Below are 25,412 nucleotides of genomic sequence, written 5' to 3'. Positions count from 1 at the left end.
CCATGGACCACCGCGCCCTGATCGCCGCGATCCCGCCCGACACCAAGGACAGGCTGCAACAGCGGTCAGACATGGCAGGTCTCAGACATCTAGCGATCTATTTCGGCGCTTTGACAGCAACCAGCACCGGTATCATCCTACAGGTTCCCCTCTGGCCACTATTGCTCCTGCCGCAAGGCCTATTGCTGGTTTTCCTCTTTACGCTCAGCCACGAATGCACCCACAAGACGCCGTTCAAAACCCCTTGGATCAACGAAGCGGTTGGGCACCTTGTCTCAATTCCCATCTGCCTGCCGTTCACATGGTTTCGCTACTTTCACCTTGCCCATCACAAATGGACAAACCACCCGACCAAAGACCCGGAACTTGGCGGCAAACCCCGCCCCGAAAACTGGCGCAGCCTTGCGATCTATCTCAGCGGCCGGCCATATTGGACGGGTATGGCCCGTGTGTTGACCGACAACGCGCGCGGCAGGATTGACGCCGCTTACCTGCCAACCCGCCAGCACCGCGCCATACGAACCGAAGCCCGAATATTATCTACACTATATGCCCTGGCCGCACTCAGCCTGTTCTTCAGCCCCTTGTTGTTCTGGCTCTGGCTTCTGCCCGCCCTTATCGGCCAGCCTTTCCTGCGCCTATACCTGCTGGCTGAACACGGCCTCTGCCCGCCGGTGGCAAATATGCTCGAAAACTCCCGTACCACCTTTACCAATCGAATGATCCGATTTCTGGCCTGGAACATGCCCTACCACGCGGAACACCACGCCTTTCCAAACGTGCCTTTCCACCACCTTCCAGCCTTCCACCGCTGGACCCAGGCACACCTGCAATCCACCTCGGACGGCTACACCGAATTCACCCTGGATTACGCCCGCGCCCTAAATCGCTAGATCCGTCCCTTCATCTGGCCAAAAATACCTCGGGGGAGTCGCGCAGCGACGGGGGCAGAGCCCCCTACCCGCTCACCACGACACCCCTCGCCGGAGACGACACGACACCGCCCCCGACCAGCGCACTTACCCCGGTGGTACCCGGGCAAGAGGTCGGCAATCCCCGCGCCACACGCACGGCAAGGTAGGCAAAGGCCTGCGCTTCCAGCATGTCTCCGTCCAGCCCAACCGCCTCAACCGGTTCGACCGGGCAATCCAGCGACACGCGCAGCATTTCCATCAGCACTGGGTTGTGACGTCCGCCACCGGTAACCAGCATGCGCACAGGCGGCTTGGGACAATGCTCCATCCCCTGCAGCACACCCGCAGCGCTCATCCCGGTCAACGTGGCCACCGCATCCGCATCGCTCAGCTCGGTCACCAGACCGATCATTTCCGAGAAATCATTCCGGTCCAGCGATTTGGGCGGCATTCGGTTGAAATAGGGCTCGGCCAGAAACAGCTCCAGTGCGCCGGTCTCGACCGTACCCTCTCGGGCCAGCGCGCCGTCCCGATCCATCGGCATCCCCAACCGCGCCTGCATCAGATCGTCAACCGGCGCGTTGGCAGGTCCGGTGTCGAAAGCCAGCAACGCCCCTGGCGCTTCAGGCCCGTCAAAAGACGGGTCAACATAGGTCAGGTTCCCAACACCGCCCAGATTGAGGAAACACAGCGGCTCTTCCGCCCCGATCCATTTGGCGCAGGCGAAATGAAAGAACGGGGCCAGAGGCGCACCCTCTCCGCCCAGCGCCACATCATCGCTGCGAAAATCCCAGACCACCGGCAGCCCCAAAGCCTGCGACAGACCCAGCCCGTCACCCACCTGCAACGTGCCACGCCCACGCGGCTCATGTGCCAATGTTTGACCGTGGAAGCCGATCAGGTCGACCTCTTCGAACTCTGAAAGAACCTCGGCATGTGCCCGGGTCACCAATTCAGCCGAGATATCAACCTTTGGTCCATGCCAAAGCCCCAGCGCCGCGCGCAGTGTGGCACGCTCTTCCTCGGAATAAGCGCGATACCCGCTGGGACCAAAGCCGAATAACTGCTGCCCATCAGTTTCAACGACCGCAGCGTCCACACCGTCCAGCGATGTGCCCGACATGGCCCCCAACGCTCTGATAGCCCCCGATTTGCTGATGACCCTGCCCACGCCGACCTCGTATTGCGTCTCTCCACCCGTTTCGCCGGGTTCTGGGCACAACCTGCACGGTAATGAGAAGCCAAGGCAAGGCACATCAGGCGTGAGCGGCACTTTTCTTGGAAATGTGCCTTTTTCTTGCCCCTGCCCCCGCCTATACAGTGTACCGAAAGGCATGAGACCGCGAATGAAGGCAACAGGGCGTTCTCAAACGCAGCGCAGTTCCGAGTGCTCATGAAAGAGCTGTACAAAGTCCATTACCACATGTTCGCAGATCGCTACAGCAGGTGCCAAGCTCTCCCAAGAATGCCCATCGCCGGTTTCAGTGTTCCACTTGATCTGAAGCACCTACGATCATTCCATATAGCTCAGCTTCGACAGATTTGCATTGAAACAAGGCGACTGAATAATGGCAGGTATTTTGGGATGTTGAGTGCAATAAAAGCGCAGGCTCAAAACCCAGGATATTCGCAAATGTTGCGCCAATGCTTATAGATGAGATATTAATATGCAGCGAAGCACAGACAACAAATTGAGGACGGGTGAGTAGGTTCATACCGCTTAGTAAAAAGCGGCAGTGAATTGGCCTGAACAGGGTTTATGCCAAACATATACGGTGCATTTCGGACGGACACGACTCTGACTACGAACCAGGCCCAATTCGGCGGCGTTGGAACGACATTTCAGATCTCCGCGTACAATACGATCGAAATTACTGATGGTGTTGACCCCAACACCATCGAGGGAGACGGTGTAAACAACGAATTCCCAGACGACCCCACGCAAACCTATCTGGGGAATGCAATTGCCTGGGATTACAATTACATAGTCACGGATGGCACCAATACCTATACGATTGGCGTTTTCGACTATGATTCCAGCGGCAACGGCGCGTTTGGCGGCGGAGCCGAGCAAGGATTCTTCATCGGCTTTTTGGGGGATGTCCCCCCGCTCAACACAACACTGACGATCACGGCGCTGGGTGACGGTGCCTTCGCCAGTCCAGTCGTAAATCTGCCCGTTGACGACTTTGTTCCCTGTTTCACCAGTGGCACGAATATTCGGGTAAGGGGTGGTCATAAGGCGGTCGAGGATCTGAAAGCCAGCGATGAGATCGAAGTGTTTGATCCCACAGGTGATGGGCCCGGATTTGCCACCCTGCTGCGGGTGTTTCGCCGTACGATATCTGCCCCGGAACTGGCCGCAAACCCCAAACTGCGCCCGGTTCGTATCAGCGCCGGAGCGTTAGGTCTGGGCTTGCCTCAGCGTGATCTTGTGGTGTCCCGGCAGCACCGGATGCTGGTGTCTTCGAAGATTGTCGAGCGGATGTTCAGGACTTCCGAAGTTCTGGTACCCGCCGTCAATCTGACTTCGCTGCCCGGTATTTTCATCGACCAGGATGCCCAGAGCGTCGAGTATTTTCACCTTCTTTTTGGACAGCACGAGGTAGTCTATGCCGAAGGCGCACCATCGGAAAGCCTGTTTACCGGACCGGAAGTGCTCAAGGCCATCAGTCCAGAAGCACGAACAGAAATCCTGAGCATATTCCCCGAGATAGCAGAACTGGAATTTGCCCCCAAGCCCGCCTGCCCGATCCCATCCGGGAAGCTGCAAAAGCAACTGATTGAACGCCACATCAAGAATGAAAAGCCGCTTCTGTCCAGACACACTGCACGCTAGAACCAGAGGTTATCCGGCAGGACTTGGTACGCTTCAAAGACTGACGCGATATTCTGTGTTTCGCTATGCGTTATTTCTTCGCGTTTCCCTCAGAAAGCTTATCCGCAAGATTCTTTCAGTGCGGACTGCACTTGCTCGCCAATGTCTGGACATTCCGCGAGACTTAGGGAATTAGAAGGCCAGTCGCATGAATGTACCTTCCGCCGTGCGACCAAGCGGGTCTGGTTTTGAAATTACTGACCTATGACTTACACCAGCCCTTGCAGAGAGGGCCAGAACACAAGGCCTGTTGAGCGTCATGACCTACCACCCCAAATCGGATTTCATCGCCACGATGATCGAGCGCGGCTTTCTCGCCGACTGCACCGATTATCAGGGCCTTGACGACGCGCTGATCTCTGGGGTGCAGACGGCTTATATCGGCTATGACGCCACCGCACAGTCGCTGCATGTAGGTCACCTGATGAACATTATGGTGCTGCGCTGGTTGCAGAAAACCGGCCACAAGCCAATTACCCTGATGGGCGGCGGCACCACCAAGGTAGGCGACCCCTCGTTCCGTTCAGACGAACGCCCCCTGCTGGGCCCTGAACAGATCGACGCCAATATCGCAGGCATGAAACAGGTGTTCTCGAAATACCTGTCTTACGATGACAGCGACACCGGCGCGCTGATGCTGAACAATGCCGAATGGCTGGATAGCCTGAACTACCTCGATTTCCTGCGCGATATTGGGCGGCATTTCTCGGTTAACCGGATGCTGAGCTTTGAATCGGTGAAATCGCGGCTGGACCGCGAGCAATCGCTGTCGTTCCTCGAATTCAACTACATGATCCTGCAGGCCTATGACTTCCTCGAACTGAACCGCCGGTATAACTGCGTTCTGCAGATGGGCGGCTCGGACCAGTGGGGCAACATCGTCAACGGCATCGACCTGACCCGCCGCGTACTGGATCACGAAATCTACGGTCTGACCACACCCCTGCTGACCACCAGCGATGGTCGCAAAATGGGCAAATCGCAAGGTGGAGCCGTCTGGCTGAACGGCGACATGCTGAGCGCCTATGAGTTCTGGCAGTTCTGGCGCAACACGACCGACGCCGATGTGGGACGGTTCCTGAAAATCTTCACCGAGCTTCCGGTAGACGAATGCGATCGCATGGCCGCGCTGCAAGGGTCCGAAATCAACGAGGCCAAAATCCGCCTCGCCAACGAAGTCACAACTCTGCTGCACGGTGCAGAAGCCGCTGCAACCGCCGAGGCGACCGCGCGCGAGGTGTTCGAAAAGGGCGGCGTTGGCGGAGACCTCCCGACCCTGACCCTCAGCGCATCAGAGCTGGGTGACGGCATGTCCATCGTCCAGCTGATCGTCAAATCCGGCCTCGCCAAATCCGGCAAAGAGGCCAAACGCCTGATCGCCGAAAACGGTGCCAAGCTAGACGATGCTCCGCTGACCGACGCGGGCCTGATGATCGACGCAGGCGCACTGTCCTCGCCCATCAAACTCAGCGCGGGCAAGAAACGCCACGCGCTGGTTCAGTTGGGCTGAGCCAATCAAAGGGCTGCCTTCGGGTGGCCGCGCTCCATGGTAAATCTTGCAGATCGAGTAACTCGAACTGCAACACTTTTTTGGTGCATACTTGGCGAACCTGGCGAAGGTCTGCCTTGAGCCCAAAGTGTTGAATGTTGTGATTGAAAAGAACGTCAGCTTTCAGGTTCGCGTTTTTTGTCACTGCTCGTTTCGCCAAACCATCATTGCGAAGTGCTTCCCGTCACCCAGGTAGTTCGGCAAGGCTATTACATGTTCAAAGCCCGCTTGGAAGGCGATGCCGAGAGGCCGTAGCCCCGACCGCTCCAACGAACCCTTGTCGTCAATTGTCGTCCTTTGAAACTCGGTCGTCCCCGACCGTTCGCGGAACCCAGAGAAGCGTGTAGGGAAAGCAACGCCTTGTAATTTTAGCCTCACGGCTAATTCTTGCAGGGACACAAGGAGCGGACCTATTTCCTTCGATACGTGAGCATGTCCAGGTCCTGCTGTATATGCAAGGCGACTGACATATAACCACGCTCCATTTTTGTCGTGATTTAAAGTCGCTCCATCACCTGTTGCATCCGACCAAACTATTGGCTCTTGTATTGGCTTGCCAGATGTTCGGATCGCACATGCAAAACTGATGATTTGGTCTTCCTCCTCGCTCACAAACATCGCTTGTAGGAAAGTTCCAAAATAAGTCTCTAGCGTTTCTCTACTGTGATTTGGATGGCAGAAAGCTAAGCTTCTCTTGCCTACAGAATTGTGCCCCGGCTTTTTAGGCAGTCGCAACACCGGCTCGAGGTCAACCAATTTTGCCCTTCGAGCTGCTTTGTACTTCAACGGCCTCAATCTCCATTGCTCTTGTTGATGCTAGTCTTAGCTAACCGATTTACGGCGCTCTTGAAAACAGACCTTGGCGCAGATGCAGCGAAAGTTCACTTTCGCCCCGCTTACCTGCCATTGAACAAAATCAAACGCAAAAACCCTCACCGAGGCGTTTTCCGTATTGTCTTTGTCTGGACGTACCAAAGCCCAAGTGGCTGAGAGATCAATAGTACTTCTCTCAAGGGGCGCCCTCCTGTGGCGGTTTTTCCGTGTGCCAACTCAACGTCGCATTTCGCAACAGTCTTTCGCATTCCTGCATGTGGACCTCACCCTTTCCGTTCCACTCTGAACCGGAAGGAGGCACCATATGACCAGAACTGCCACAGCCACACGTACCGGAGGGCGCTCTGCCCGGCGCGCCATGCGCACCGCTCCAAACTTCGAGATGTTGCCGGGCCTGACCCGAGGCATTCCGTTATGCGAAGTGATGGACGGCGCCCAGGTTGAACGCATTGATGCGGCCTCGATGGATATTCTGGAAAACGTAGGCGTTCAGTTCCGTGACCCCATCGCGCTGGAAGACTGGAAGAAGGCTGGTGCCAAGGTCGAAGGCGAACTCGTCTATCTGGATCGCGGTCTGGTGCGTGAGCTGATCGCGACCATTCCGTCAGATTTCACCTACCACGCGCGCGATCCGAAAAAGAACGTGCGGCTGGGCGGTAAACACTCGATCTTCGTGCCGATGACCGGTGCGCCCTTCCTGCGCGATCTGGAAGATGTGCGCCGCAACCCGACGCTGGCCGATCTGGCGATGTTCCACAAGCTCAGCCATATGTTGCCCGCGCTGCATTCCTCGGCCCATCACATCGTGGAGCCCTATGATCACCCGATCAGTCAGCGGCATCTGCGGATTACCTATTCGTCAATGAAGCACTCTGACAAAACCTTCATGGGCATGACCACCAGCCCCAAGAATGCCGAAGACGTCATGGAGATGTGCACCATCCTGTTCGGCGAGGATTTCCTTGAAGATCACCCGGTCACCACTGGTAATTGCAACGGCAATTCGCCGCTGGTTTGGGATGAAACCATGCTGGGCGCGATGCGTGCCTTCTGTCGCCGAAAGCAGCCGGTGTTGTGCTCGCCCTTCGTTCTGGGCGGGGCCAATACGCCTGCCAGCGTTCCGGCGACCGTGGCGCAACTGAATGCCGAGGCGCTCAGCGCGCTTGCCTATACGCAGGTGATCCGCAAGGGCGCGCCCGCGATCTACGGGCACTACCTGTCGACCGTCTCGATGAAATCCGGCGCACCGATGGCAGGCACGCCCGAAATCAGCTTGATGAACTTCATGATCGGCCAGATGGCGCGGCACTACGGCGTGCCATGGCGCACTTCGAACACACTGGGTGGGGCGAAAACTTTCGATGCGCAGGCAGGCTATGAATCTGCCACCACCTTGCAGGCGGTCATCCATGCCGGTGCGAACTACATCTGGCACTCGGCGGGCTGGAACGAGGCCGGGATGCACTGCTCGACCGCCAAGTTCATCGTCGACGCAGAACAATGCGCCATGGCTTATCGCATGGCCGAAGGCCCGAAATGGGGCGATTTCGATCAGGCCGTTTCGGCAGTCGGTGATATCGGTCCGGGCGGGCATTACCTTGGGCATCCGCATACGCAGGACAATTTCCAGAGCGCATTCTTCATGCCGGATATGTTCGACAACAACTCGATCGAACAATGGCAGGCTGAGGGCTGTGTTGAAATCACCGAACGCGCCCTGAAACACGCCCGCAAGCTGCTGGCCGAGTATCAGGAACCAACGCTCGATATCGCCAAGAACGAAGAGCTGCTGGATTACATCGCCCGGCGCGAGCGTGAAATACCGGCTGCGGATGAGCTGAACCAGTCCTACTAAATCCCGGGGAGGTACACGAATGAAGTTCGCCGGAAAAACCGCACTCGTCACGGGGGCGTCGGGCGGGATCGGGGGCGCCATCGTCAGCCAGTTGCGGGCCGAAGGCGCGCGTGTAGCTGTTGCTGACCGCGATGTGGGCAGCCTTGCAGCCGAGGCGCATCTGCCCGGCGATCTGCGCGATCCCGACTATTGCGACGGGCTGGCCTTGGCCGCGCATCAGGCGCTGGATGGTCTTGATATCGTGATCAACAATGCAGGCGTGATTACCCGCGGCCCGGTGACTGAAACATCTGATGAGGATTGGGCCCTTTCCGTCGGAGTGAATGTCGAGGCCCCTTTCCGTATCTGCCGCGCTGCGATTCCAATCATGGCGGCGGCGGGTGGCGGTGCTATTGTGAACACTGCCTCGTGCTGGGGCCTTCGACCTGGCCCGGATCATGCGGTGTACTGCATGACCAAAGCGGCCATTGCCAGCCTCACCCAATGCATGGGGCACGATCACGCCAATCAGGGCATCCGCATCAACGCCGTTTGCCCGAACGAGGTGAACACACCGATGCTGCGTTCGGGCTTTGCCAAACGTGGGTTCGATCCTGATACGGCGATTGCCGAGCTTGGGAAGTCGGTGCCTTTAGGGCGTATCGCCGAACCCGAAGATATAGCCGAAGTGATCCTTTTTCTCGCCTCGGATTCGGCGCGCTACATGTGTGGTGCTCTGGTCGAAGTGAATGGGGGCAAGCCGGTACAATGAAAAGATTTGCAGGAAAAACAGCGCTCGTGACCGGTGGCCGCAGTGGCATCGGACAAGCCATCGCCCGGCGGCTGCGCGAAGAAGGGGCTAATGTCTACACTGCGCAGCGCGGTAAGGATGATGAGTTCCCCTCTATCCCGGCGGATTTTGCAAACCCGGAAAGCCCGGTGCAGATCATCAAGCAGGTTGTGGACAGCGCGGGCCAGCTGGACGTACTGATCAACAATGCAGGCATGATGCAGGAGGCCTCTGTCAACGACATGCCGCTTGAAGATTGGCAACGCAACCTCATGGTCAACCTGACCGCCCCGTTCCTGCTGATCCAGGCTGCACTGCCACATCTGCGCAAAACCAAGGGCAGCATCGTCAATATCGGCTCGGTCGAGGGGTTGGGCAGCAACCCCGGCCATGCCGCCTACTGCGCCTCTAAGGCCGGGCTACATGGGCTGACCCGTGCGGTTGCCGTGGATCACGGAGCAGAAGGCATTCGCTGCAATGCAGTGGCACCGGGCTGGATCGACACAGACCTCAACATCGATTTCATCGAGAGCATGAACGACCCCGGCGCATTCCGCCGGGATATCGCCCGCATTCATCCCGTTGGCCGCACCGGCGACCCGAAAGAAGTCGCCGCACTGGTCGCTTTCTTGGCAGCCGAGGAAGCGGGTTTTGTCACCGGTCAAATTTACACGATCGATGGCGGACGGATGGCAAAGCTCAGCCTGCCCTGATCAGCCTGCAAGCTATTCCGCCCCTGATCGCCACTCTTTCCAGCGCAGATACGTATTGGCCCCAACCGATGCGAAGGGCTCGGGTGGTAAACGCGGTGGCATCGGTTGCGCCAGAAAATGATCTGCAATCTGGGAGTCTTTCCCCAGTACAAGCTCTGCCACGCCCATTCCCTGCAATGTTCCTCGCGCTATACCCAATCCGTTTTGACAGCAGGCGGCATATACACCCTGCTCGATCTCACCGAACGCTGCCGAGCCATTGCGGCTGAGGCACAGCATCCCAGCCCAACGGTGCTGCATCTGTACATTCGGCAAGTTGGGAAATCGCTCCTGAAACTTACGATCGTGCACCGCGCCTGCCCGTTTCAAATGGCTGTCGCCGCTGTGGATTTCAGGATGAAAGCTTGAACAGGTCCGGATCAGAATGCGATCCCCATAACTGCCCGAAACCCGCCGGACCGAAGTGCCCATCGGATCCGCTGGCGTTACCGACCAGCGTGGCTGTCCGCCCAGCGTGGCGATCTGATCTGGCGTCAGCGGTTCCGTTATCGACGCGTAGAGGCAGATGTGCATCAGACGCCGCTGGTAAAACCCAAAGCTTTCCAGGTGACCATTCGTTGCCATCACGATCCGCCCCGTCGAAACCCGCGCCTGTTCGGTCTCGACCACCCAGCCACCGCCTTGTTTGCGAAACCCGGTCACGGCAGAGTTTTCATAAACACCGATCCGCCCAGCCAGATGCGTTGAGAGAGCCCGAACATAGGCTGCTGGCTGGATCATCACCGTCCCGGGCGCAAACAGACCAGATGTGTAATGCGGGCTGCCTGTCAGCGCCTGCATCTGCTGTGCATCAAAAAGCTCGTGGGGCTCTCCCAATCGCGCCAGATGCACTGCGTAGTCTGCGTTGTGCCGATCACCCGCTGCGGTCGCAGCAGCGTTGATCTTGCCGCACGGGTCGAACATCTCCGGCGACAGGTCGCACTCAGCGGCTACCCGGGTCGCAAAGGAAATCGCCTGGCGATTCAGCGCGATTGTGGCCCGATCTGCCTCCAGCCCATCGCTGGCGTAATTGTCCGAGGCCAAGTCATGCGGCAGATCGATCATGAACCCTGAGTTGCGCCCGGCAGAGCCTTCCGCAAAGCGCCCAGCCTCAAGCACCACAACCTTCGGCGTTGGATCAAGCTGATGCAGCCTCAGCGCTGCGGACAGCCCGGCAAAACCACCGCCGATGATGGTCACATCTGCGGTCTGGTCTTGCTCAAGCCGAGGCAGGTCTTGCTGCAGAGGCAGGATGGCATTCCATCCTGCCACTCCGGTTTGCCGGGGCAAACGTTTGGCGGTGTAGATCGTCAATCTACCGCCTCATCTTCGTCATCGGCCAGATCAATCCAGATGGTTTTCAGCTGGGTATACTGATCATGGGCGTGAACCGAGTTGTCCCGGCCACCAAACCCGGACTGCTTGTAGCCACCAAAGGGTGTGGTGATATCCCCTTCACCAAAGCTGTTGATCGTGACGGTACCCGCCCGGATCGCCCGCGCGCCACGGATCGCGCGTTTGGCGTTGGCCGTGAAGATCGAGGCGCACAGCCCATACTCGGTGTCATTGGCAATGCTGATCGCCTCGTCAAAGCCCGAAACTTCGATCACCGACAAAACCGGGCCAAAGATCTCCTCGCGCGCCAGCGTGGCATCGTTTCCGGGCACCTCGACCACCGTGGCTTCAACGAACCCATTCTCCGCCTTGCCACCAATCAGGACAGTCTCGGCCTGATCCAGATAGCCGCACACCTTGGAATAATGCCCCTCGCTGACAAGCGCGCCCATGCGGGTCTCTGGCTCCAACGGGTCGCCTACGTTCCAATGTTTAGCGTGGTGGGCAATACGCTCCAGCAGCTCTGCCTTCACGTCTTTATGCACAATCAACCGCGATGAGGCCGAGCAATTCTCGCCCATGTTCCAGAATGCGCCATTGACGACATGCGCCGCCACCCGATCCAGATTTTCCGCATCGTCCATTACGATGGCCGGGTTCTTGCCGCCCATCTCAAGCACCACCTCCTTGGCATTGCTTTCAGCGGAATAGTTCAGGAACTTCTTGCCCGTCACGGTCGAGCCGGTGAAGGACACCATGTCGATATCCATGTGCCGCCCGATGGGTTCGCCCACCTCGGCGCCACCGCCGGGCACCACATTCAGCACACCGCGCGGCAACCCGGCCTCCGCGGCCAGCTCCGCCACCTTTAGCGCGGTCAGAGAAGTCTCGGCCGCCGGTTTCACCACCACCGAACAGCCCGCCGCCAGCGCCGGCCCGATCTTCCACGCCAGCATAAGCAGAGGGAAGTTCCACGGCAGGACCAGCCCAACCACACCAATGGGCTCGCGCACCACCATGGCAATGTGATCATCGCTGGCGGGCGAGACCTGATCATAGATCTTATCGATCGCCTCGGCATGCCATTTCAGGCAGTGGATCGTCTCAGGCACATCCACGGTTTCGCAGTCATAGATGGTCTTACCGCTGTCGATGCTCTCCATCACCGCCAGTTCCCGCGCGTTGCGGGTAAGCAGCTTGCACAGGCGGATCAGAATGTCCTTGCGATCCGAGGGGGGCATCTTTGACCAACGCCCGTCGTCAAAGGCCTCTCGCGCCTTTTCGACCGCAAAATCCACATCCTCCGATCCGCAGGCAGCAATGCTGGTCAGCACAGCCCCGGTGGCTGGATTGATAGTCTCGAACACCTGCCCTGAGGTCGCCGGGCGGTAGCCGCCATCGATGAAAGCGCCCGTCGGCAGATCCAGATGCGCAGCGATGGATTCGTATTCGTCTTTCGTCAACAAGCCCATGCCTTAACCCTCCGCCAAAATATCTGCGATTTTGCGTTTCAGAACGCGCGTCACCTGTTCCAGCGCGCGTTTGTCATCTTTGTTCAAACCTTTCAGAGGCGGCCTCACCACGCCTGCATCGATCCCGTTCATGGTGACGCCATGCTTGATCGTCTGGATGAATTTGCCGCCCTGCTCCAGCACCCGCATCAGCGGCATCAGCGCGCTCATGATGCGACGGCCCTTGGCAAAGTTGCCCTCGATCACACAAGCCTGATACAGCGCCACGTGTTCGGCGGGCAGAAAGTTCGACCCACCACAGACCCAGAACGGCGCTCCCCAGGCGAAGAACTCCAGCGCCTGATCATCCATGCCGCAGCCCAGCTGAATATGCGGATAATCCCGCGCCAGCAGATGAACCCGGTTGATATCGCCCGAGCTTTCCTTGATGCCACAGAAGTTCCGGCTGCGGCCTACGCGGTCCAGGAACTCTTCCCCCATCATCGTGCCGGTCCGGTGCGGATAGTTGTACAGCATCACCGGCAGGTCAGCCGCCTTGTCGATTGCCAGCGCGTTCAGCGCATTCTCGCGGTCGGTGGGCACCGAATAGGGCGGGCTGGCCAACAAGATCGCATCTGCGCCTAGGTCTCGCGCACCTGAGGCCAAAGCGACGGAGTCCCCGGTCAGCATCGCCCCCGTTCCCACAACCAGAGGCACACGCCCCTTCAGTTGTTCATGCGTAAAGCGCGCCAGTTCCAGCCGCTCATCGACGGTCTGCGCATAGTTTTCGCCGGTGGACCCGCCCGAGATCAGCCCGTGCACACCATTCTCGATCAGGTACTCGATCACCTCGGCCAACGCGTCCCAGTTCACGCCACCATCCGCCGCGTAGGGTGTCACCACCGGCGTATAAATACCCTCAAATCTGAAGATCGGAGTCATGTGTCCCTCATGCAGATGTCATGCCGGGGACCTGCCCCAGCGGAAAATCCAACCCCTCGGGCATCACGAACAGCTCGATCTGATCGCGTGACAGGGTCCAGTGGTCGTCGGCCAGCTGCGCAGCAGCCGCCTCATCGCCCGCCTCGATGGCGGCGATCATGGCGTCATGCTGGTCGCTCGCCTCTGAAAGGTTCTCAGCCATTCGTGCGGTCTGCGGGCGATAAAATGTCATCCCGATCCGCGCGTGATCGATCAGCAACCGGTTGAACGAAGGGGATAAATAGACATTCCCCGCCATCTCTCCGGTCACCTCGTGAAACCGGGTATTGGCCAGCGTCCGCTCCTCAGCCGAGCCTGTACGCAAGGCTTGCCGAAACGTCTCTTGCGCCTCTTTCAACTGATCGATCTGATCGTGCGTCGCATTCGCCGCGGCCAGACGCAGCACCGCGCCATAGACCATCGGCGCAACCAGAAAGAAATCGCGTAGCGTGGTATGAGACATCTCTGACACCCGCGCCCCGCGATGGGTGCGCAGGTCCAGATACCCCTCACCGGCCAACTGCCGGAACACTTCGCGCAAAGGCGTGCGCGACAGGCCAAAGGCCTGCGACAGCTGCGCCTCGTCCAAATCTTCTCCGGGACGCAAACGCAGGGTCAGAACCGACATCTTCAGATGCTCAGCCAACGCCTCTTTCGGTGATTTCCCTTCGTCCCTCATCCGATCCCCTTAATCACGATCCCGCGAATCGATAGCTTGCCCTCTGGTATCGTATAAAAATACATGTTGTATACAGTTAGTTTTCGTGCAGCATGCAGAAAACTGTCAGAACGCCCTGATTCCGGACTATCGATGAACCAAACACAGCACTACGCCTTCATACTGGTCGAGGAATTCTCGCATCTCGCCTTCTCCTGCGCGGTCGAGCCATTGCGGATCGCAAATTTGCTGGCCGAGGAAGATCTTTATCGATGGTCCTTCCTGTCCGAACACGCTGAGCATGCGGTCTGTTCAAACGGATCGGTCACTTTGGTGCATGGCGGATTGGGATCTATCCCAAAATGTGACCAACTGTTTGTTCTGTCAGGAATAAACATGCGCAATCACGTCTCGCGCCCGCTGCTCGCAACCCTGCGCCGAGAGAGGGCACGGGGCACCAATATCAGCGCCTTGTGTTCCGGTGCATGGCTGCTGGCCGAGGCCGGATTTTTGGATGGGATGCAGGCGGCGATCCATTGGGAATACCATGATGCTTTCATGGAGGCCTTCCCCGAGATCAACCTCGTCCGCAGCGTCTTTGTCGCCGACGAAAAACACATGACCGCCTCGGGCGGCACCGCGACCGCCGATCTGATGCTGCACCTGATCGAACGCGACCACGGCCACGACCTGTCGGTCGCAGTGGCCGATCAGATGGTCTATAACGCCGTGCGCAACGCCACTGCCGATCAGCGCGTCTCGTTGCAATCGCGCAACGGGATGCGGAACGCGCATCTGGCCAAGGCGATCCACATCATGACCGACAATATTCAAAGTCCACTGTCGCCCTCGGTCATTGCCAGCGATATCGGTATCTCAACCCGACAACTGGAGCGTCTGTTTGGGAAATTCCTGAACACCTCGCCTAAGAAATACTTCATGGAATTGCGGCTGGACCGCGCCCGCAATCTGCTGTTGCAGACCGAATCTTCGGTGACCGAGGTCGCCTTTGCCTGCGGTTTCGAAAGCGCTGGCCACTTCTCGCGCGTGTACAGGGCTGCCTTTGGTGTCACGCCCATGCAGCAGCGCAGCAGGCTTGATTGATCAAAGCTGTGACTGGACAGAGGGCCATGGTTGGGATTATCTGAACAAGTGTTCAGATCAGGAAGGAACCCGCCATGCAACTCTCAACCACAGCTGCGGTGATCACCGGCGGAGCCTCCGGCCTGGGTGAGGCCACAGCCCGTCACTTTGCCGAGAACGGCGCGCAGGTCACAATCCTTGACCGCGACGCCGAGCGTGGCCCGCAAGTCGCGGCTGAAATCGGCGGACAATTCGCGCAAACTGATGTGACGGATGAGGCCTCGGTCGCTGCAGCGATTGCACATGCGATGGACAAGATGGGTCGCATCACCGCCGCCGTGAACTGCGCCGGGATCGCGATCGGAGCCAAAACGGTTGGCAAAGACGGCCCCCACCCTCTGGAGGCGTTCCAGCGTACCATCGACATCAATCTGGTCGGCTCCTTCAACGTCTCGCGTCTTGCTGCCGCAGAGATGGCAAAGAATGATCCTGAACCGGATGGCGCGCGCGGCGTGATTATCAACACGGCCTCCATCGCCGCCTTTGACGGGCAAAAAGGTCAGGCGGCCTACTCAGCCTCGAAAGGCGGCGTGGTCGGCATGACGCTACCCATGGCGCGCGATCTGGCCTCGACTGGTATCCGTGTGATGGCCATCGCACCGGGCATCTTCATGACCCCGATGCTGGCTGGTCTGCCCGAAGAGGTGCAGCAACAGCTTGCGGCGGACGTCCCCAACCCTGCTCGCCTCGGCGACCCGCGCGAATACGGTCGTCTGGCCGGGTTCATCGTCGAGATGGGCTACCTGAACGGAGAGGTCATCCGCATCGACGGTGCCCTGCGGATGCGCTAAGACGGGTTTCATGACCGAGCGGCAGAAAATGGCAGCAGGCGAGTGGTATTGCTGCCTCGACCCCGAACTGGAAGTGCTTCGTATGAAAGCACGCCGCGCGGTCCATGCCCACAACACCTGCCCGCCCGATGACCGAGGGGCTATAGCTCCCGAATTGGCGGCGCTCTTTGCGGGGATCGGGCAAGATTGCTATTTTGAGGCTCCGTTCCACTGCGCTTATGGAATGAACCTGTCGCTGGGCGACCGGGTTTATCTGAATGCGGGCTGTGTCATTCTCGACACCGCGCCTGTTCGCATCGGCAGTGACTCGATGCTCGGCCCCACGGTGCAGATCTATTGCGCCCAACACGCCAAAGACTCAGCCCTGCGCGCACAGGGTCTGGAAATCGACCACCCGGTGACAATCGGCGAAAACGTCTGGATCGGCGGCGGCGCGATCATAATGCCCGGCGTCACGATCGGAGACCGCGCCATCGTCGGTGCAGGCAGCGTCGTCACGAAGGACGTCCCTGCCCGAGCAACTGTTGTTGGTAACCCTGCCCGCCCCATTTGAGCACGCGCAAACCGGTGCATAGGTTTGTACAACTCAGACAATCTAGTCGATTGAAGTTGTACAACTCGGACTCAACCGGCTTCGGCCTTCTCTTCAAGCATCAGCCACTCTTCCTCAGCCGCTGACAGTTTTTCCTGCCGTTCGACCAGGGCATCGGTTGCCTTCTGGAACTTGATCGGTTCGCGTGTGAACAGCTCAGGATCAGACATCAGTTCTTCGAGCTTGGCGATCTCGGCTTCAAGGCGCGCGATCTCTGCTGGTAGCTTCTCAAGTCGGTGTTTCTCCGAGAACGACAGCCCTGCTTTTGCCTTCGCTTCTTGCTTCACTTTCGGTTTTAAAGGCCTTGCTTTTTCTTCCTTTTTCGCAACTACATCACCTCGCTGAGCGATGTAATCGGACCAACCACCAGCATAGACGGTCGCGCGCCCGTTGCCCTCCATGGCGATGGTTGTGGTCGCAACACGATCCAGAAAATCCCGATCGTGGCTAACGAGCAGCACCGTGCCATCATAGTCGTCCAGCAATTCCTGCAGCAGATCCAGCGTTTCGACATCCAGATCGTTGGTCGGTTCGTCCAGCACCAGCAGGTTAGAGGTTTTTGCCATCAGTTTCGCCAACAGTAACCGGGCTTTTTCCCCTCCGGACAATGACTTAACAGCCGCTCTTGCCTGCGCATCATCAAACAGAAACTCTTTGAGATAGCCCACCACATGCTTGGGCTGCCCGCCGACCATCACCTGATCGGCCTTGCCCGAGACCCGCATCTCGGGATCGCCGGTCAAGCTGTCCCACAGGCTCATTTCCGGGTCCAGCTGTGCCCTCGCCTGATCGAACACGGCGATCTCAAGGTTAGTACCCAGCACCACCGAACCCTTGTCCGGTTCGACCTGACCTAGCAGCATTTTCAGCAACGTGGTCTTGCCCACACCGTTCGGCCCAACAAAGGCCACACGGTCACCGCGCTGAACCAGAAGATCGAAATTGCGCACGATCTGCTGAGAGTCAAATGCCTTTGAAACGCCATTGGCCTCGATGACCTTGCGGCCTGATTTCGGACCGGATTCCAACGTCATGGCAGCCGATCCCTGACGTTTGATCTGCGCTGCACGCTCGGCGCGCAAGGCTTGTAGCGCCCGAACACGACCCTGATTGCGCTTGCGGCGGGCGCTGATACCCTCGACGGCCCATCGCGCCTCGGACTTGATCAAGCGGTTCAGCTTGTGGCGCTGCTGATCCTCCTCTTCCCAGACCTTGTCCCTCCAGCTTTCAAAGGCCGCAAAGCCCTGTTCCTGCCGCCGTACAACTCCGCGATCGATCCACAGCGTCGCACGGGTCAACGCACGCAGGAATGCGCGATCATGCGAGATCAAAACATAGGCGGCGCGGGTCGAGCCCAACTCACGCTCCAACCACGCAATCGCCTCGATATCCAGGTGGTTCGTCGGTTCGTCCAGCAACATCAGGTCCGGCGCCTCGGCCATCAGCTTGGCCAAAGCCGCGCGTCGCCTTTCCCCACCCGAAGCGGTTTCGACCGCACGCTCAGGGTCGAATTTCAGCCCTTCGCCCGCGCGTTCGACCTTATACAGCTCACCCGGCTCCAACCCGCTTGAGGCGTAGTCTCCAAGCGTCGCGAATCCCTGCATTCCGGGATCCTGCTCCATGTAACCCACTGATTTACCAGGAGGGATGACGATTTCACCCTGATCGGCCTCGACCAGCCCGGCCATCACTTTCATCAAAGTGGATTTGCCAGACCCGTTCCGCCCGACCAGCGCCACGCGATCACCGGGTTGAACCACAAGGTCCAGATCGGAAAACACCGGATCACCCCCGAACGTCAGAGAGATACCGGACATCTGCAATAAAGGAATTCTCGCCATACCCGCCAGCTAAACCGGCCAAAGCAAGGCGTCAACGCCCCAACTTCACCTTTTCCCAGATACTCAAATCACCCAGCCACCGCGCGCAGCAACCGTTTACGAGCTGGGGGAATTGCTCCGATTTCAAGGCCGGTGAACACATGCAGGGTGTTCATGTGCCTGTCTACCACCGCATGATCGCTGACCCACCCCCCCATCATCAGATAGGTGCGCAACAAGGGCGGCATCCGAAGCATCGCCTGTTTTACATCGGGGCGTCGGCGCAAACGCGCCGCAAAGCGAAACACATCCGGCGCCTTGACTCGTGGCAACCAACGCCTTGGTGCCAGATGCCGGTGTTTGAGCATCGCAAAAGCGTCAAGATATTCGGCTGTTTCGGTTCCAGCGAATGACGAACAACCAAACAGCATTTCGATCCCGTTCTGATCGACATACGCCGTCATTGCGCCCCACGCGACACGCAAGATATCCGGATCATTGTAGTCCGGGTGGATACAGAACCGGCCCATCTCAACCATCGGTCCCGTAAAATCGCGTAGCGCCGACAGATCATAGAACTGTGCCGAGTAGCTGAGTCCGACTTCAAAGCCGCCCTGCATTGTCAGCATACGGAAACAGCACACCAACGCCCCACCGGCCTGCAGATCTTCGACCAGAACATGGGCGCAGCGTTCGTCAAAAGCATCACAATCCTGACCATCAGTAGCAAAGGTCAGCATCCTCAGCGTCTGCGCCGCCGCCACGTCTTGCTCGGTTTGCGCCAAGCGGGCGCGATATCGGCCCTTGTCCAACAAAACCGCCATGGTCGCATCCTCCTGCGGTTGCTGACCGGTCACATCTGTCTGGTCCTTACTACAGAATGTGTGACTGTCCTGTGACCACTGCAAGAGAATTGGTCGCTTTAGTTGTTTGCGCCAGGAATATTTGCCGGGTTGAAGTTGCCGATGTTACCCAGAAGCTGACGCAGGAAGCCTTTGTCTTCCACGTTGGAATCGGTCACGCGACGATCCAGCACGATGACATAGCCGTCTTCCAGGCCGAACCGCTCGATATTGCGAACGACGCCGCGCTGATCAAAGCTGATCGCGACCAGTTCACGTGAAACGACCTCGGGTCGTTTGGGCCCATAATGACGGACGCGCGAGGCGACATAGTAATAGCCCGAATCCCGCACCACGCCCGCCGAGCTGGGCGCGCCGATGGTTTCTTCAACACTATCGCGGGTATCGACGCCGACCTTGATTTTGGCCAGATCCTCTGGCGGAGGCACGTAGCCGTGATTCTTGAAGATTGGTGAACATGCGCCCGCGACCGCCAGACAGGCCGCAAAGACAAGCGTTTTCGACGCTGGTTTCAACCTGTTCAAACCCTTCAACATGCACATCCTCTTGCCATGGCCCCTTGCGGACCCTATCCGATTACAGAAACCAAGGCTCCGGTTCAACACAGGAAAACCTCACGAATGAGCAACCAGACATCTTTACGCGTCGCAGACCTGCCGCAAAACGCTCCGACCCCGTTTGAGTTGCGCCCGACCGGCGACGCGCTGGAGGTCATAAAACAAGAGCTCGGCCTGCTTGGCCTGCGCAAGCTCAGCTTTGTCGGCGAATTGCGCGCGCAGGGCAAACGGGATTGGATGCTTTCTGGCAAGCTGGGCGCAACGGTGATCCAACCTTGTGTCGTGACGTTGGAACCAGTGACCACACGCATCGACACCCCGGTGAGTCGCGTCTTTCTGGCCGATTGGAGCGATCCGGAAGAGCCCGAGTTCGAAATCCCCGAGGATGACGAGACCGAACCGCTTGGGCCCGAGATCGATCCTGCGCTGATCATGGTTGAAGCGCTGTCGCTGGCCCTGCCCCAATATCCACGGAAGGATGGAGTCGAGCTGGGCCAGATAGACTATACCGAACCGGGCAAACAGGCCCTCACAGATGAGGATGTAAAACCCTTCGCTGGTTTGGCGGGGCTGCGGGATGCGATGAAAAAAGACGAGTGACAGGCGAGGGATTTCCTGTCATAGCAGGCCGTCAGAAAAACCGCTTGAACATGACGAGAATCGCAGTATTTTCGCGCGCTCATTGGAATTTGGGTTGGACATTGCGGGGCAAGCCCCTTAAACGCGCGTCAAACCACGAGAAAACAAAGTACGTAACCCGGCTGACAGCGAATCTGTCAGCCCATATCAGACAAAGGTTGAGACCATGGCCGTCCAACAGAACAAAGTTTCCAAGTCGCGTCGCAACAACCGCCGCGCACACGACGCTCTGGTTGCTGCAAACCCGAACGAATGCCCGAACTGCGGCGAGCTGAAGCGCCCGCACCACGTTTGCGCATCTTGCGGCCACTATGACGATCGTGAAGTCGTCGCTCAGGCCGACGAAATCGACCTGGACGAAGACGCGGCCTAAGCCTGATTGGACGCAGGCCAAGGCATGACGGATCAGCCCACGCAGACCGGACGGATCATCATCTCGGTTGACGCTATGGGCGGAGATTCGGGCCCTGCCGTCGTTGTGGCGGGCATTGCAAAATCTGCGGACAAGAACCCGAAGATCGGGTTCATCCTGCACGGTCAGGAACAGGAACTACGCAAGCTGGTTGCCAAACGGCGTGTCCTTGATGGGCGCGTCGTTTTTCGTGATTGCCCGGACGTGGTCACGATGGAAGACAAACCAAGCCAGGTTGTCCGCAGCGGCAAGAGCACGTCGATGTGGTCCGCTCTGGAAGCGGTGCGTGCAGGTGAAGCGCACGGCGCGGTGTCCTGCGGCAACACGGGAGCGCTGATGGCCATGTCCATGTTGCGGCTGCGCAAGCTGCCCGGCGTGAACCGCCCTGCCATCGCGATCCTGTGGCCCTCGCGCAATCCGCATGGGTTCAACGTGATGCTGGACGTCGGCGCAGATGTGCGCGCTGATGCCAAGGACCTGTTGCAATACGCGCTGATGGGGGCTTCATACGCGCGCAACGGTATGGCGCTCAGCCGCCCTCGGATCGGGTTGCTGAATGTCGGCACCGAAGAACACAAGGGCCGCGCCGAACTGAAAGAAGCCCACGCGATGATCTCGGACTTTGCCGATCAGGCGAATTTCGAATTCGTGGGCTTTGTCGAAGGCAGCGATATCCCCGGCGACAAAGCTGACGTGATCGTGACCGACGGCTTCACTGGAAATGTCGCCATTAAAACCGGCGAAGGCACCGCGAACCTTATCGGTGATTTGCTTCGTGAAGCGTTCAAATACTCGCCCCTATCCCGGCTGGCCTCGATCCTGGCAATCACCTCGTTGAATCGTCTGAAAAAGCGGATAGACCCGCGCCGCGTCAATGGCGGCGTGTTCTTGGGACTCAACGGAACCGTGGTGAAATCCCACGGCGGAGCGGACGCAACCGGCGTTTCCGCAGCGGTTAAGCTGGCCTTCACTCTGGCTGAATCCGGTTTCGCCGAAAAATTGGCGGCACGGGTTGCATCAACAGCCGCACTTGCACAAGATGCGGCCCATTCCGTGACTCAATCGGAATAATAACAAAAAAGGCAGTACCCCAGCATGGCAGGCCGCTCAGTTGTTGTAGGTGTCGGGCATTATTTGCCAGAGCGCGTTGTACCGAACTCTGAGTTCGAGAAAACGCTGGATACGACGGACGAATGGATTCGCACCCGGTCCGGGATCGAGCGGCGACACTTCGCGGCCGAGGAAGAAACCACTTCCGATCTGGCCACCAAAGCGGCCGAAGCCGCACTGGCTGATGCCGGACTGACGGCGGATGATATCGACGCGATTGTACTGGCAACCTCCACAGCTGATCTGACCTTTCCTTCGGCGGCAACCATGGTACAGGCCCGGTTGGGCATGACCAAAGGTTTTGCCTTCGATGTACAGGCGGTCTGCGCAGGGTTTGTCTTTGCGCTCAGCAACGCCAACGCCCTGATCCTGTCCGGTCAGGCCAAGCGCGTACTGGTGATCGGCGCCGAGACCTTTTCACGAATCATGGACTGGACCGACCGGTCGACCTGCGTGCTGTTTGGCGATGGCGCGGGCGCACTGGTTCTGGAAGAGCAAGAGGGTCAGGGCACTTCGGATGATCGCGGTATTCTTGCGACCGACTTGAATTCGGACGGACGCTACAAAGACCTTCTCTATGTTGATGGCGGGGTTTCGACCCAATCCACCGGCCACTTGCGGATGCAGGGCAATCAGGTCTTCCGTCATGCGGTCGAGAAACTGGCCCGAACTGCCGAAGTCGCGCTGGAACGAGCCGGTTTGTCCAGCGATGATGTCGACTGGATCGTGCCGCATCAGGCCAATATCCGCATTATTCAGGGCACCGCCAAGAAGATGGGCCTGCCGATGGATAACGTCGTCGTCACCGTTCAGGACCATGGCAACACATCGGCAGCCTCCATCCCTCTGGCCCTGTCGGTGGGCAAGCAAAACGGCCAGATCAAAACCGGCGATCTGATCGTTACAGAGGCGATTGGTGGCGGTCTGGCCTGGGGGGCGGTCGCACTGCGTTGGTAACCGGCACAATCCGGCTTACAGAGCCTCCTGCAATTCATTGATATTGACAGCGAATTTTGCATAGCCATATGCTCAGACATCAACAGGGGAAAAAGCATGGGCGACAAAACACTGACCCGAATGGATCTGAGCGAGGCCGTCTTTCGTGAGGTTGGCTTGTCACGCAATGAAAGCGCACAGCTGGTCGAAAGCGTTCTGAACCACATGTCTGACGCGCTGGTGCGTGGCGAACAGGTTAAGATTTCGTCATTCGGCACCTTCAGCGTTCGGGACAAAACCGCCCGTATCGGTCGCAACCCTAAAACCGGTGAAGAGGTTCCGATCCAGCCCCGTCGTGTACTGACATTCCGTCCGTCGCACCTGATGAAGGATCGCGTCGCCGCAGGGAACCGCAAGTAAGTTCAGGACATCCAGGTTATGAGTAAGTCCCCCGATGCCTTTCGCACCATAAGTGAAGTTGCGGACTGGCTCGGAGTTCAGGCTCATGTGCTGCGTTTCTGGGAAAGCCGGTTTACCCAAGTCAAACCCGTCAAACGCGCCGGTGGGCGGCGATATTATCGCCCCAATGATATGCGTCTGCTGGGCGGTATCAAGAAACTGCTGCACGAGGACGGGATTACCATCAAAGGTGTTCAGCGTATCCTTCGGGAACAGGGCGTTGCGCATGTTGCATCGCTTTCGCCCAATTTGGATGAAAACGCGCCCGCACCCAGCATCGACGATACTGTGGTTCCGTTCGCTTCAGCGCCGGAACCATCCGCAAACCAGATCGACATGGATTTGGGCGAAACCGCCCATTCCCCTGCCCCAGAGGCTCCGAAACCCGTCGCAACCCCCGAACCCAAACCGATACCGGCTGAGCTGGATGCAGCGCCGCTGATGGGTGGTATTGCCTCGCTGGCATGGAATCGTGACGAGTATGACGATGAGCTGTTGCACCAGATTGCACCCATCGCCAAGGACCTGCGCAGGTGGCTGGATCGCGTCGAACACCACACGGCGGGATAGCAAAAAAGGCGATGATTTCCTCTTGCCCCCGCCGGGAAAGTCTTTATGAACACCTCAACGTCGGGCTATGGCGCAGCCTGGTAGCGCGTCCGTCTGGGGGACGGAAGGTCGCAGGTTCGAGTCCTGCTAGCCCGACCAAATCACACCGACGTTTATGGCACATAGGCCAGATCCCGCTCTGGCAGCAGAGGGGATCGAGATGACAGGTGTTTGCCCAAATCAACAGCTTGAGGCGATGATTGCACGCGGTGAGATCGCCGCAAGCCCAGACATCATCCCTGCACAGGTGCAGCCGGCAAGCCTTGATCTACGTTTGGGAACAGTGGCTTACCGGGTGCGCGCGTCGTTTCTGGCAGGCGAAGGACGGTCTGTCGCAGACCGGCTGGCCGAGTTTGAGATGCACCGCATCGACATCACTGAAGGCGCTGTTCTGGAAAAGGGCTGTGTCTATCTGGTGCCGCTGATGGAATCACTCGCCCTGCCCGATGACGTCAGTGCGGTGGCCAATGCCAAAAGCTCGACCGGGCGGCTCGACTTGCTCACGCGCACGATCACCGATGGCGGAACCGAGTTTGATCGGGTTCCCGCAGGCTACACAGGTCCGCTTTATGCCGAGATCTGCCCGCGATCGTTCTCGGTTCTGGTGCGCCCCGGAATGCGTCTGAATCAGATCCGTTTCCGCAAAGGTCAGGCGGTACTCAGCGACGCCGAGCTGACCGCGTTGCATGGTCAAACGCCGTTGGTTGATGGGCCAGCCGTCATTCAGGACGGGTTGGGGTTTTCGGTCGATCTGCAACTGCCCGATACCGATCTGGTCGGCTATCGTGCCAAGCCCCATACCGGGGTGATCGATCTGGATCGGATCGGCGAATACGACCCGCAGGAATACTGGGAAGAGGTGCATACCAAGGATGGTCGCATCATCCTCGACCCCGGCGCGTTCTACATTCTCGTCAGCCGCGAAGCGGTGCATATCCCGCCAATGTATGCTGCTGAAATGGCCCCTTATCTGGCTATGGTCGGCGAGTTCCGGGTACATTACGCCGGATTCTTTGACCCGGGCTTTGGACATGCCGAAGCAGGCGGCGCTGGATCACGCGGGGTGCTGGAAGTGCGCTGCCACGAAGCGCCATTTGTGTTGGAACACGGACAAGTCGTCGGGCGCCTGGTTTATGAGAAGATGGCAGAAATGCCGACACAGCTATATGGTGCTGGGATTGCCTCGAACTATCAGGGTCAAGGCCTGAAACTGTCCAAGCATTTCAAAGCTGTGGGCTGAGTTTCAGAACTTCATGAACCGACGCATCTGACGCGACACCTGCCGCATCTGCTTTGCGCTTTGATTTTGGCGCTTGGTCGCATCGCGCATCTGGCGATCCGCCTCGGGGCCATTCTCAACATCAGACTGACCCGGTTTGCGGCCCACCTTGCTGGCCATATCAATACCCTTGTCCACACCGTGGTTCACCAGGCGACGCATCACCCGGCGCACGATCATATCGATGATCCGATTGGCATTCATTGGCTCAACTCCGTTTCCTGCA

26 protein-coding genes and 1 tRNA gene are annotated in these 25,412 nt (G+C 58.5%); 17 read left to right on the top strand and 10 right to left on the bottom strand.

The features are described 5' to 3' along the window. Positions 1-2: 2 nt before the first annotated feature. Entirely contained in the window at positions 3-893 is an 891-nt protein-coding gene (locus ACRZ96_RS01385) for a fatty acid desaturase (protein ID WP_480771496.1), read from the top strand. Positions 894-957: 64 nt separating this feature from the next. Here the strand turns inward: ACRZ96_RS01385 and ACRZ96_RS01380 are convergent, their stop codons facing one another. Further along, the gene (locus ACRZ96_RS01380) at positions 958-2,037 is read right to left on the bottom strand and encodes an anhydro-N-acetylmuramic acid kinase (RefSeq protein WP_480814290.1); all 1,080 of its coding nucleotides are present in this window, start codon (positions 2,035-2,037) and stop codon (positions 958-960) included. Between the two features lie 636 nt (positions 2,038-2,673). On the opposite strand from ACRZ96_RS01380, the gene ACRZ96_RS01375 reads away from it, so the two are divergent. Together ACRZ96_RS01375 and tyrS are read left to right on the top strand one after the other, a co-directional pair. Continuing rightward, entirely contained in the window at positions 2,674-3,753 is a 1,080-nt protein-coding gene (locus ACRZ96_RS01375; RefSeq protein ID WP_170396711.1) for a Hint domain-containing protein, read from the top strand. A 298-nt stretch (positions 3,754-4,051) separates the two neighbouring features. Next, complete coding sequence (gene tyrS / locus ACRZ96_RS01370; protein ID WP_480585254.1) at positions 4,052-5,302, top strand: tyrosine--tRNA ligase; 1,251 nt, start codon at positions 4,052-4,054, stop codon at positions 5,300-5,302. A 180-nt stretch (positions 5,303-5,482) separates the two neighbouring features. Here tyrS and ACRZ96_RS01365 read toward each other — a convergent pair whose 3' ends face one another. Further along, entirely contained in the window at positions 5,483-6,127 is a 645-nt protein-coding gene (locus ACRZ96_RS01365; protein WP_480771497.1) for a hypothetical protein, read from the bottom strand. A 352-nt stretch (positions 6,128-6,479) separates the two neighbouring features. Between ACRZ96_RS01365 and ACRZ96_RS01360 the strand changes: the two genes are divergently transcribed. Genes ACRZ96_RS01360 through ACRZ96_RS01350 form a run of 3 tightly spaced genes read left to right on the top strand, consistent with a single transcriptional unit; the run spans position 6,480 to position 9,512 of the window. Continuing rightward, complete coding sequence (locus ACRZ96_RS01360; protein WP_480814166.1) at positions 6,480-8,030, top strand: trimethylamine methyltransferase family protein; 1,551 nt, start codon at positions 6,480-6,482, stop codon at positions 8,028-8,030. A 19-nt stretch (positions 8,031-8,049) separates the two neighbouring features. Then, positions 8,050-8,781: an SDR family NAD(P)-dependent oxidoreductase gene (locus ACRZ96_RS01355; RefSeq protein ID WP_480814165.1), complete on the top strand. Its 732-nt coding sequence runs from the start codon at positions 8,050-8,052 to the stop codon at positions 8,779-8,781. Further along, the gene (locus ACRZ96_RS01350) at positions 8,778-9,512 is read left to right on the top strand and encodes an SDR family oxidoreductase (RefSeq protein WP_170406318.1); all 735 of its coding nucleotides are present in this window, start codon (positions 8,778-8,780) and stop codon (positions 9,510-9,512) included. Before ACRZ96_RS01355 ends, ACRZ96_RS01350 begins: the two co-directional genes overlap by 4 nt. Positions 9,513-9,524: 12 nt before the next feature. Here ACRZ96_RS01350 and ACRZ96_RS01345 read toward each other — a convergent pair whose 3' ends face one another. From ACRZ96_RS01345 to ACRZ96_RS01330, 4 genes are read right to left on the bottom strand one after another with little or no spacing between them, the layout of a single operon-like run. Beyond that, a complete protein-coding gene (locus ACRZ96_RS01345; protein WP_480814164.1) occupies positions 9,525-10,865 on the bottom strand; it encodes an NAD(P)/FAD-dependent oxidoreductase in 1,341 nt (446 codons plus the stop codon). Further along, positions 10,862-12,358, bottom strand: a complete 1,497-nt coding sequence (locus tag ACRZ96_RS01340; RefSeq protein ID WP_480814163.1) for an aldehyde dehydrogenase — start codon at positions 12,356-12,358, stop codon at positions 10,862-10,864. Before ACRZ96_RS01340 ends, ACRZ96_RS01345 begins: the two co-directional genes overlap by 4 nt. A gap of 3 nt (positions 12,359-12,361) precedes the next feature. After that, positions 12,362-13,279 (bottom strand): dihydrodipicolinate synthase family protein, encoded by a 918-nt coding sequence (locus ACRZ96_RS01335; protein ID WP_170406326.1) that lies wholly within the window; start codon positions 13,277-13,279, stop codon positions 12,362-12,364. 7 nt (positions 13,280-13,286) lie between these two features. Further along, positions 13,287-13,997, bottom strand: coding sequence for a GntR family transcriptional regulator (locus tag ACRZ96_RS01330; protein ID WP_480814162.1), 711 nt, complete (start codon positions 13,995-13,997; stop codon positions 13,287-13,289). A 132-nt stretch (positions 13,998-14,129) separates the two neighbouring features. Between ACRZ96_RS01330 and ACRZ96_RS01325 the strand changes: the two genes are divergently transcribed. The 3 genes from ACRZ96_RS01325 to ACRZ96_RS01315 all read left to right on the top strand — a co-directional run bounded on the left by ACRZ96_RS01325 (position 14,130) and on the right by ACRZ96_RS01315 (position 16,463). Then, the gene (locus ACRZ96_RS01325; RefSeq protein ID WP_480771502.1) at positions 14,130-15,080 is read left to right on the top strand and encodes a GlxA family transcriptional regulator; all 951 of its coding nucleotides are present in this window, start codon (positions 14,130-14,132) and stop codon (positions 15,078-15,080) included. A gap of 74 nt (positions 15,081-15,154) precedes the next feature. After that, positions 15,155-15,910 carry an SDR family NAD(P)-dependent oxidoreductase gene (locus tag ACRZ96_RS01320; protein ID WP_480771503.1) on the top strand — a complete coding sequence of 252 codons (756 nt, stop codon included), beginning with the start codon at positions 15,155-15,157 and terminating at the stop codon, positions 15,908-15,910. 10 nt (positions 15,911-15,920) lie between these two features. After that, positions 15,921-16,463: a sugar O-acetyltransferase gene (locus tag ACRZ96_RS01315; RefSeq protein WP_480771504.1), complete on the top strand. Its 543-nt coding sequence runs from the start codon at positions 15,921-15,923 to the stop codon at positions 16,461-16,463. A gap of 71 nt (positions 16,464-16,534) precedes the next feature. Here the strand turns inward: ACRZ96_RS01315 and ACRZ96_RS01310 are convergent, their stop codons facing one another. The 3 genes from ACRZ96_RS01310 to ACRZ96_RS01300 all read right to left on the bottom strand — a co-directional run bounded on the left by ACRZ96_RS01310 (position 16,535) and on the right by ACRZ96_RS01300 (position 19,721). Beyond that, positions 16,535-18,343, bottom strand: a complete 1,809-nt coding sequence (locus ACRZ96_RS01310; RefSeq protein ID WP_480705041.1) for an ABC-F family ATP-binding cassette domain-containing protein — start codon at positions 18,341-18,343, stop codon at positions 16,535-16,537. A gap of 68 nt (positions 18,344-18,411) precedes the next feature. Next, positions 18,412-19,146: a GNAT family N-acetyltransferase gene (locus tag ACRZ96_RS01305; RefSeq protein WP_480705736.1), complete on the bottom strand. Its 735-nt coding sequence runs from the start codon at positions 19,144-19,146 to the stop codon at positions 18,412-18,414. A 98-nt stretch (positions 19,147-19,244) separates the two neighbouring features. Next, the gene (locus tag ACRZ96_RS01300) at positions 19,245-19,721 is read right to left on the bottom strand and encodes an outer membrane protein assembly factor BamE (protein WP_170396685.1); all 477 of its coding nucleotides are present in this window, start codon (positions 19,719-19,721) and stop codon (positions 19,245-19,247) included. A gap of 84 nt (positions 19,722-19,805) precedes the next feature. Here ACRZ96_RS01300 and ACRZ96_RS01295 point away from each other — a divergent pair, with 84 nt between their 5' ends. The 8 genes from ACRZ96_RS01295 (at position 19,806) to ACRZ96_RS01260 (ending at position 25,147) form a co-directional block, all read left to right on the top strand. Beyond that, positions 19,806-20,342 (top strand): YceD family protein, encoded by a 537-nt coding sequence (locus ACRZ96_RS01295; protein ID WP_480814161.1) that lies wholly within the window; start codon positions 19,806-19,808, stop codon positions 20,340-20,342. Between the two features lie 205 nt (positions 20,343-20,547). Continuing rightward, the gene (gene rpmF, locus ACRZ96_RS01290) at positions 20,548-20,754 is read left to right on the top strand and encodes a 50S ribosomal protein L32 (protein ID WP_008756996.1); all 207 of its coding nucleotides are present in this window, start codon (positions 20,548-20,550) and stop codon (positions 20,752-20,754) included. A gap of 24 nt (positions 20,755-20,778) precedes the next feature. Then, the gene (plsX, locus tag ACRZ96_RS01285) at positions 20,779-21,864 is read left to right on the top strand and encodes a phosphate acyltransferase PlsX (RefSeq protein WP_480705045.1); all 1,086 of its coding nucleotides are present in this window, start codon (positions 20,779-20,781) and stop codon (positions 21,862-21,864) included. 24 nt (positions 21,865-21,888) lie between these two features. Next, on the top strand, positions 21,889-22,860 hold the full coding sequence (locus ACRZ96_RS01280; RefSeq protein ID WP_480705047.1) for a beta-ketoacyl-ACP synthase III: 972 nt from the start codon (positions 21,889-21,891) through the stop codon (positions 22,858-22,860). Between the two features lie 96 nt (positions 22,861-22,956). Further along, positions 22,957-23,259: an integration host factor subunit alpha gene (gene ihfA / locus ACRZ96_RS01275; protein WP_008755922.1), complete on the top strand. Its 303-nt coding sequence runs from the start codon at positions 22,957-22,959 to the stop codon at positions 23,257-23,259. Between the two features lie 18 nt (positions 23,260-23,277). Beyond that, positions 23,278-23,868, top strand: a complete 591-nt coding sequence (locus ACRZ96_RS01270) for a MerR family transcriptional regulator (protein WP_480705049.1) — start codon at positions 23,278-23,280, stop codon at positions 23,866-23,868. A gap of 61 nt (positions 23,869-23,929) precedes the next feature. Beyond that, positions 23,930-24,006 (top strand) — tRNA-Pro (locus ACRZ96_RS01265). A 61-nt stretch (positions 24,007-24,067) separates the two neighbouring features. After that, a complete protein-coding gene (locus tag ACRZ96_RS01260) occupies positions 24,068-25,147 on the top strand; it encodes a 2'-deoxycytidine 5'-triphosphate deaminase (RefSeq protein WP_170509858.1) in 1,080 nt (359 codons plus the stop codon). 3 nt (positions 25,148-25,150) lie between these two features. Here the strand turns inward: ACRZ96_RS01260 and ACRZ96_RS01255 are convergent, their stop codons facing one another. Continuing rightward, positions 25,151-25,390, bottom strand: a complete 240-nt coding sequence (locus ACRZ96_RS01255; protein WP_170396673.1) for a hypothetical protein — start codon at positions 25,388-25,390, stop codon at positions 25,151-25,153. Positions 25,391-25,412 lie beyond the last annotated feature (22 nt).

Source organism: Ruegeria sp. CF1 (assembly GCF_056537445.1).
This window is presented reverse-complemented; position numbering and strand designations above follow the sequence as displayed.

Excerpts from the sequence above, each read along its gene's own strand:
- ACRZ96_RS01385 (WP_480771496.1), top strand. The coding sequence starts at position 3 with ATGGACCACCGCGCCCTGATCGCCGCGATCCCGCCCGACACCAAGGAC.
- ACRZ96_RS01380 (WP_480814290.1), bottom strand. The coding sequence starts at position 2,037 with ATGTCGGGCACATCGCTGGACGGTGTGGACGCTGCGGTCGTTGAAACT.
- ACRZ96_RS01375 (WP_170396711.1), top strand. The coding sequence starts at position 2,674 with ATGCCAAACATATACGGTGCATTTCGGACGGACACGACTCTGACTACG.
- tyrS (WP_480585254.1), top strand. The coding sequence starts at position 4,052 with ATGACCTACCACCCCAAATCGGATTTCATCGCCACGATGATCGAGCGC.
- ACRZ96_RS01360 (WP_480814166.1), top strand. The coding sequence starts at position 6,480 with ATGACCAGAACTGCCACAGCCACACGTACCGGAGGGCGCTCTGCCCGG.
- ACRZ96_RS01355 (WP_480814165.1), top strand. The coding sequence starts at position 8,050 with ATGAAGTTCGCCGGAAAAACCGCACTCGTCACGGGGGCGTCGGGCGGG.
- ACRZ96_RS01350 (WP_170406318.1), top strand. The coding sequence starts at position 8,778 with ATGAAAAGATTTGCAGGAAAAACAGCGCTCGTGACCGGTGGCCGCAGT.
- ACRZ96_RS01340 (WP_480814163.1), bottom strand. The coding sequence starts at position 12,358 with ATGGGCTTGTTGACGAAAGACGAATACGAATCCATCGCTGCGCATCTG.
- ACRZ96_RS01335 (WP_170406326.1), bottom strand. The coding sequence starts at position 13,279 with ATGACTCCGATCTTCAGATTTGAGGGTATTTATACGCCGGTGGTGACA.
- ACRZ96_RS01330 (WP_480814162.1), bottom strand. The coding sequence starts at position 13,997 with ATGAGGGACGAAGGGAAATCACCGAAAGAGGCGTTGGCTGAGCATCTG.
- ACRZ96_RS01325 (WP_480771502.1), top strand. The coding sequence starts at position 14,130 with ATGAACCAAACACAGCACTACGCCTTCATACTGGTCGAGGAATTCTCG.
- ACRZ96_RS01320 (WP_480771503.1), top strand. The coding sequence starts at position 15,155 with ATGCAACTCTCAACCACAGCTGCGGTGATCACCGGCGGAGCCTCCGGC.
- ACRZ96_RS01315 (WP_480771504.1), top strand. The coding sequence starts at position 15,921 with ATGACCGAGCGGCAGAAAATGGCAGCAGGCGAGTGGTATTGCTGCCTC.
- ACRZ96_RS01310 (WP_480705041.1), bottom strand. The coding sequence starts at position 18,343 with ATGGCGAGAATTCCTTTATTGCAGATGTCCGGTATCTCTCTGACGTTC.
- ACRZ96_RS01305 (WP_480705736.1), bottom strand. The coding sequence starts at position 19,146 with ATGGCGGTTTTGTTGGACAAGGGCCGATATCGCGCCCGCTTGGCGCAA.
- ACRZ96_RS01300 (WP_170396685.1), bottom strand. The coding sequence starts at position 19,721 with ATGTTGAAGGGTTTGAACAGGTTGAAACCAGCGTCGAAAACGCTTGTC.
- ACRZ96_RS01295 (WP_480814161.1), top strand. The coding sequence starts at position 19,806 with ATGAGCAACCAGACATCTTTACGCGTCGCAGACCTGCCGCAAAACGCT.
- rpmF (WP_008756996.1), top strand. The coding sequence starts at position 20,548 with ATGGCCGTCCAACAGAACAAAGTTTCCAAGTCGCGTCGCAACAACCGC.
- plsX (WP_480705045.1), top strand. The coding sequence starts at position 20,779 with ATGACGGATCAGCCCACGCAGACCGGACGGATCATCATCTCGGTTGAC.
- ACRZ96_RS01280 (WP_480705047.1), top strand. The coding sequence starts at position 21,889 with ATGGCAGGCCGCTCAGTTGTTGTAGGTGTCGGGCATTATTTGCCAGAG.
- ihfA (WP_008755922.1), top strand. The coding sequence starts at position 22,957 with ATGGGCGACAAAACACTGACCCGAATGGATCTGAGCGAGGCCGTCTTT.
- ACRZ96_RS01270 (WP_480705049.1), top strand. The coding sequence starts at position 23,278 with ATGAGTAAGTCCCCCGATGCCTTTCGCACCATAAGTGAAGTTGCGGAC.
- ACRZ96_RS01260 (WP_170509858.1), top strand. The coding sequence starts at position 24,068 with ATGACAGGTGTTTGCCCAAATCAACAGCTTGAGGCGATGATTGCACGC.
- ACRZ96_RS01255 (WP_170396673.1), bottom strand. The coding sequence starts at position 25,390 with ATGAATGCCAATCGGATCATCGATATGATCGTGCGCCGGGTGATGCGT.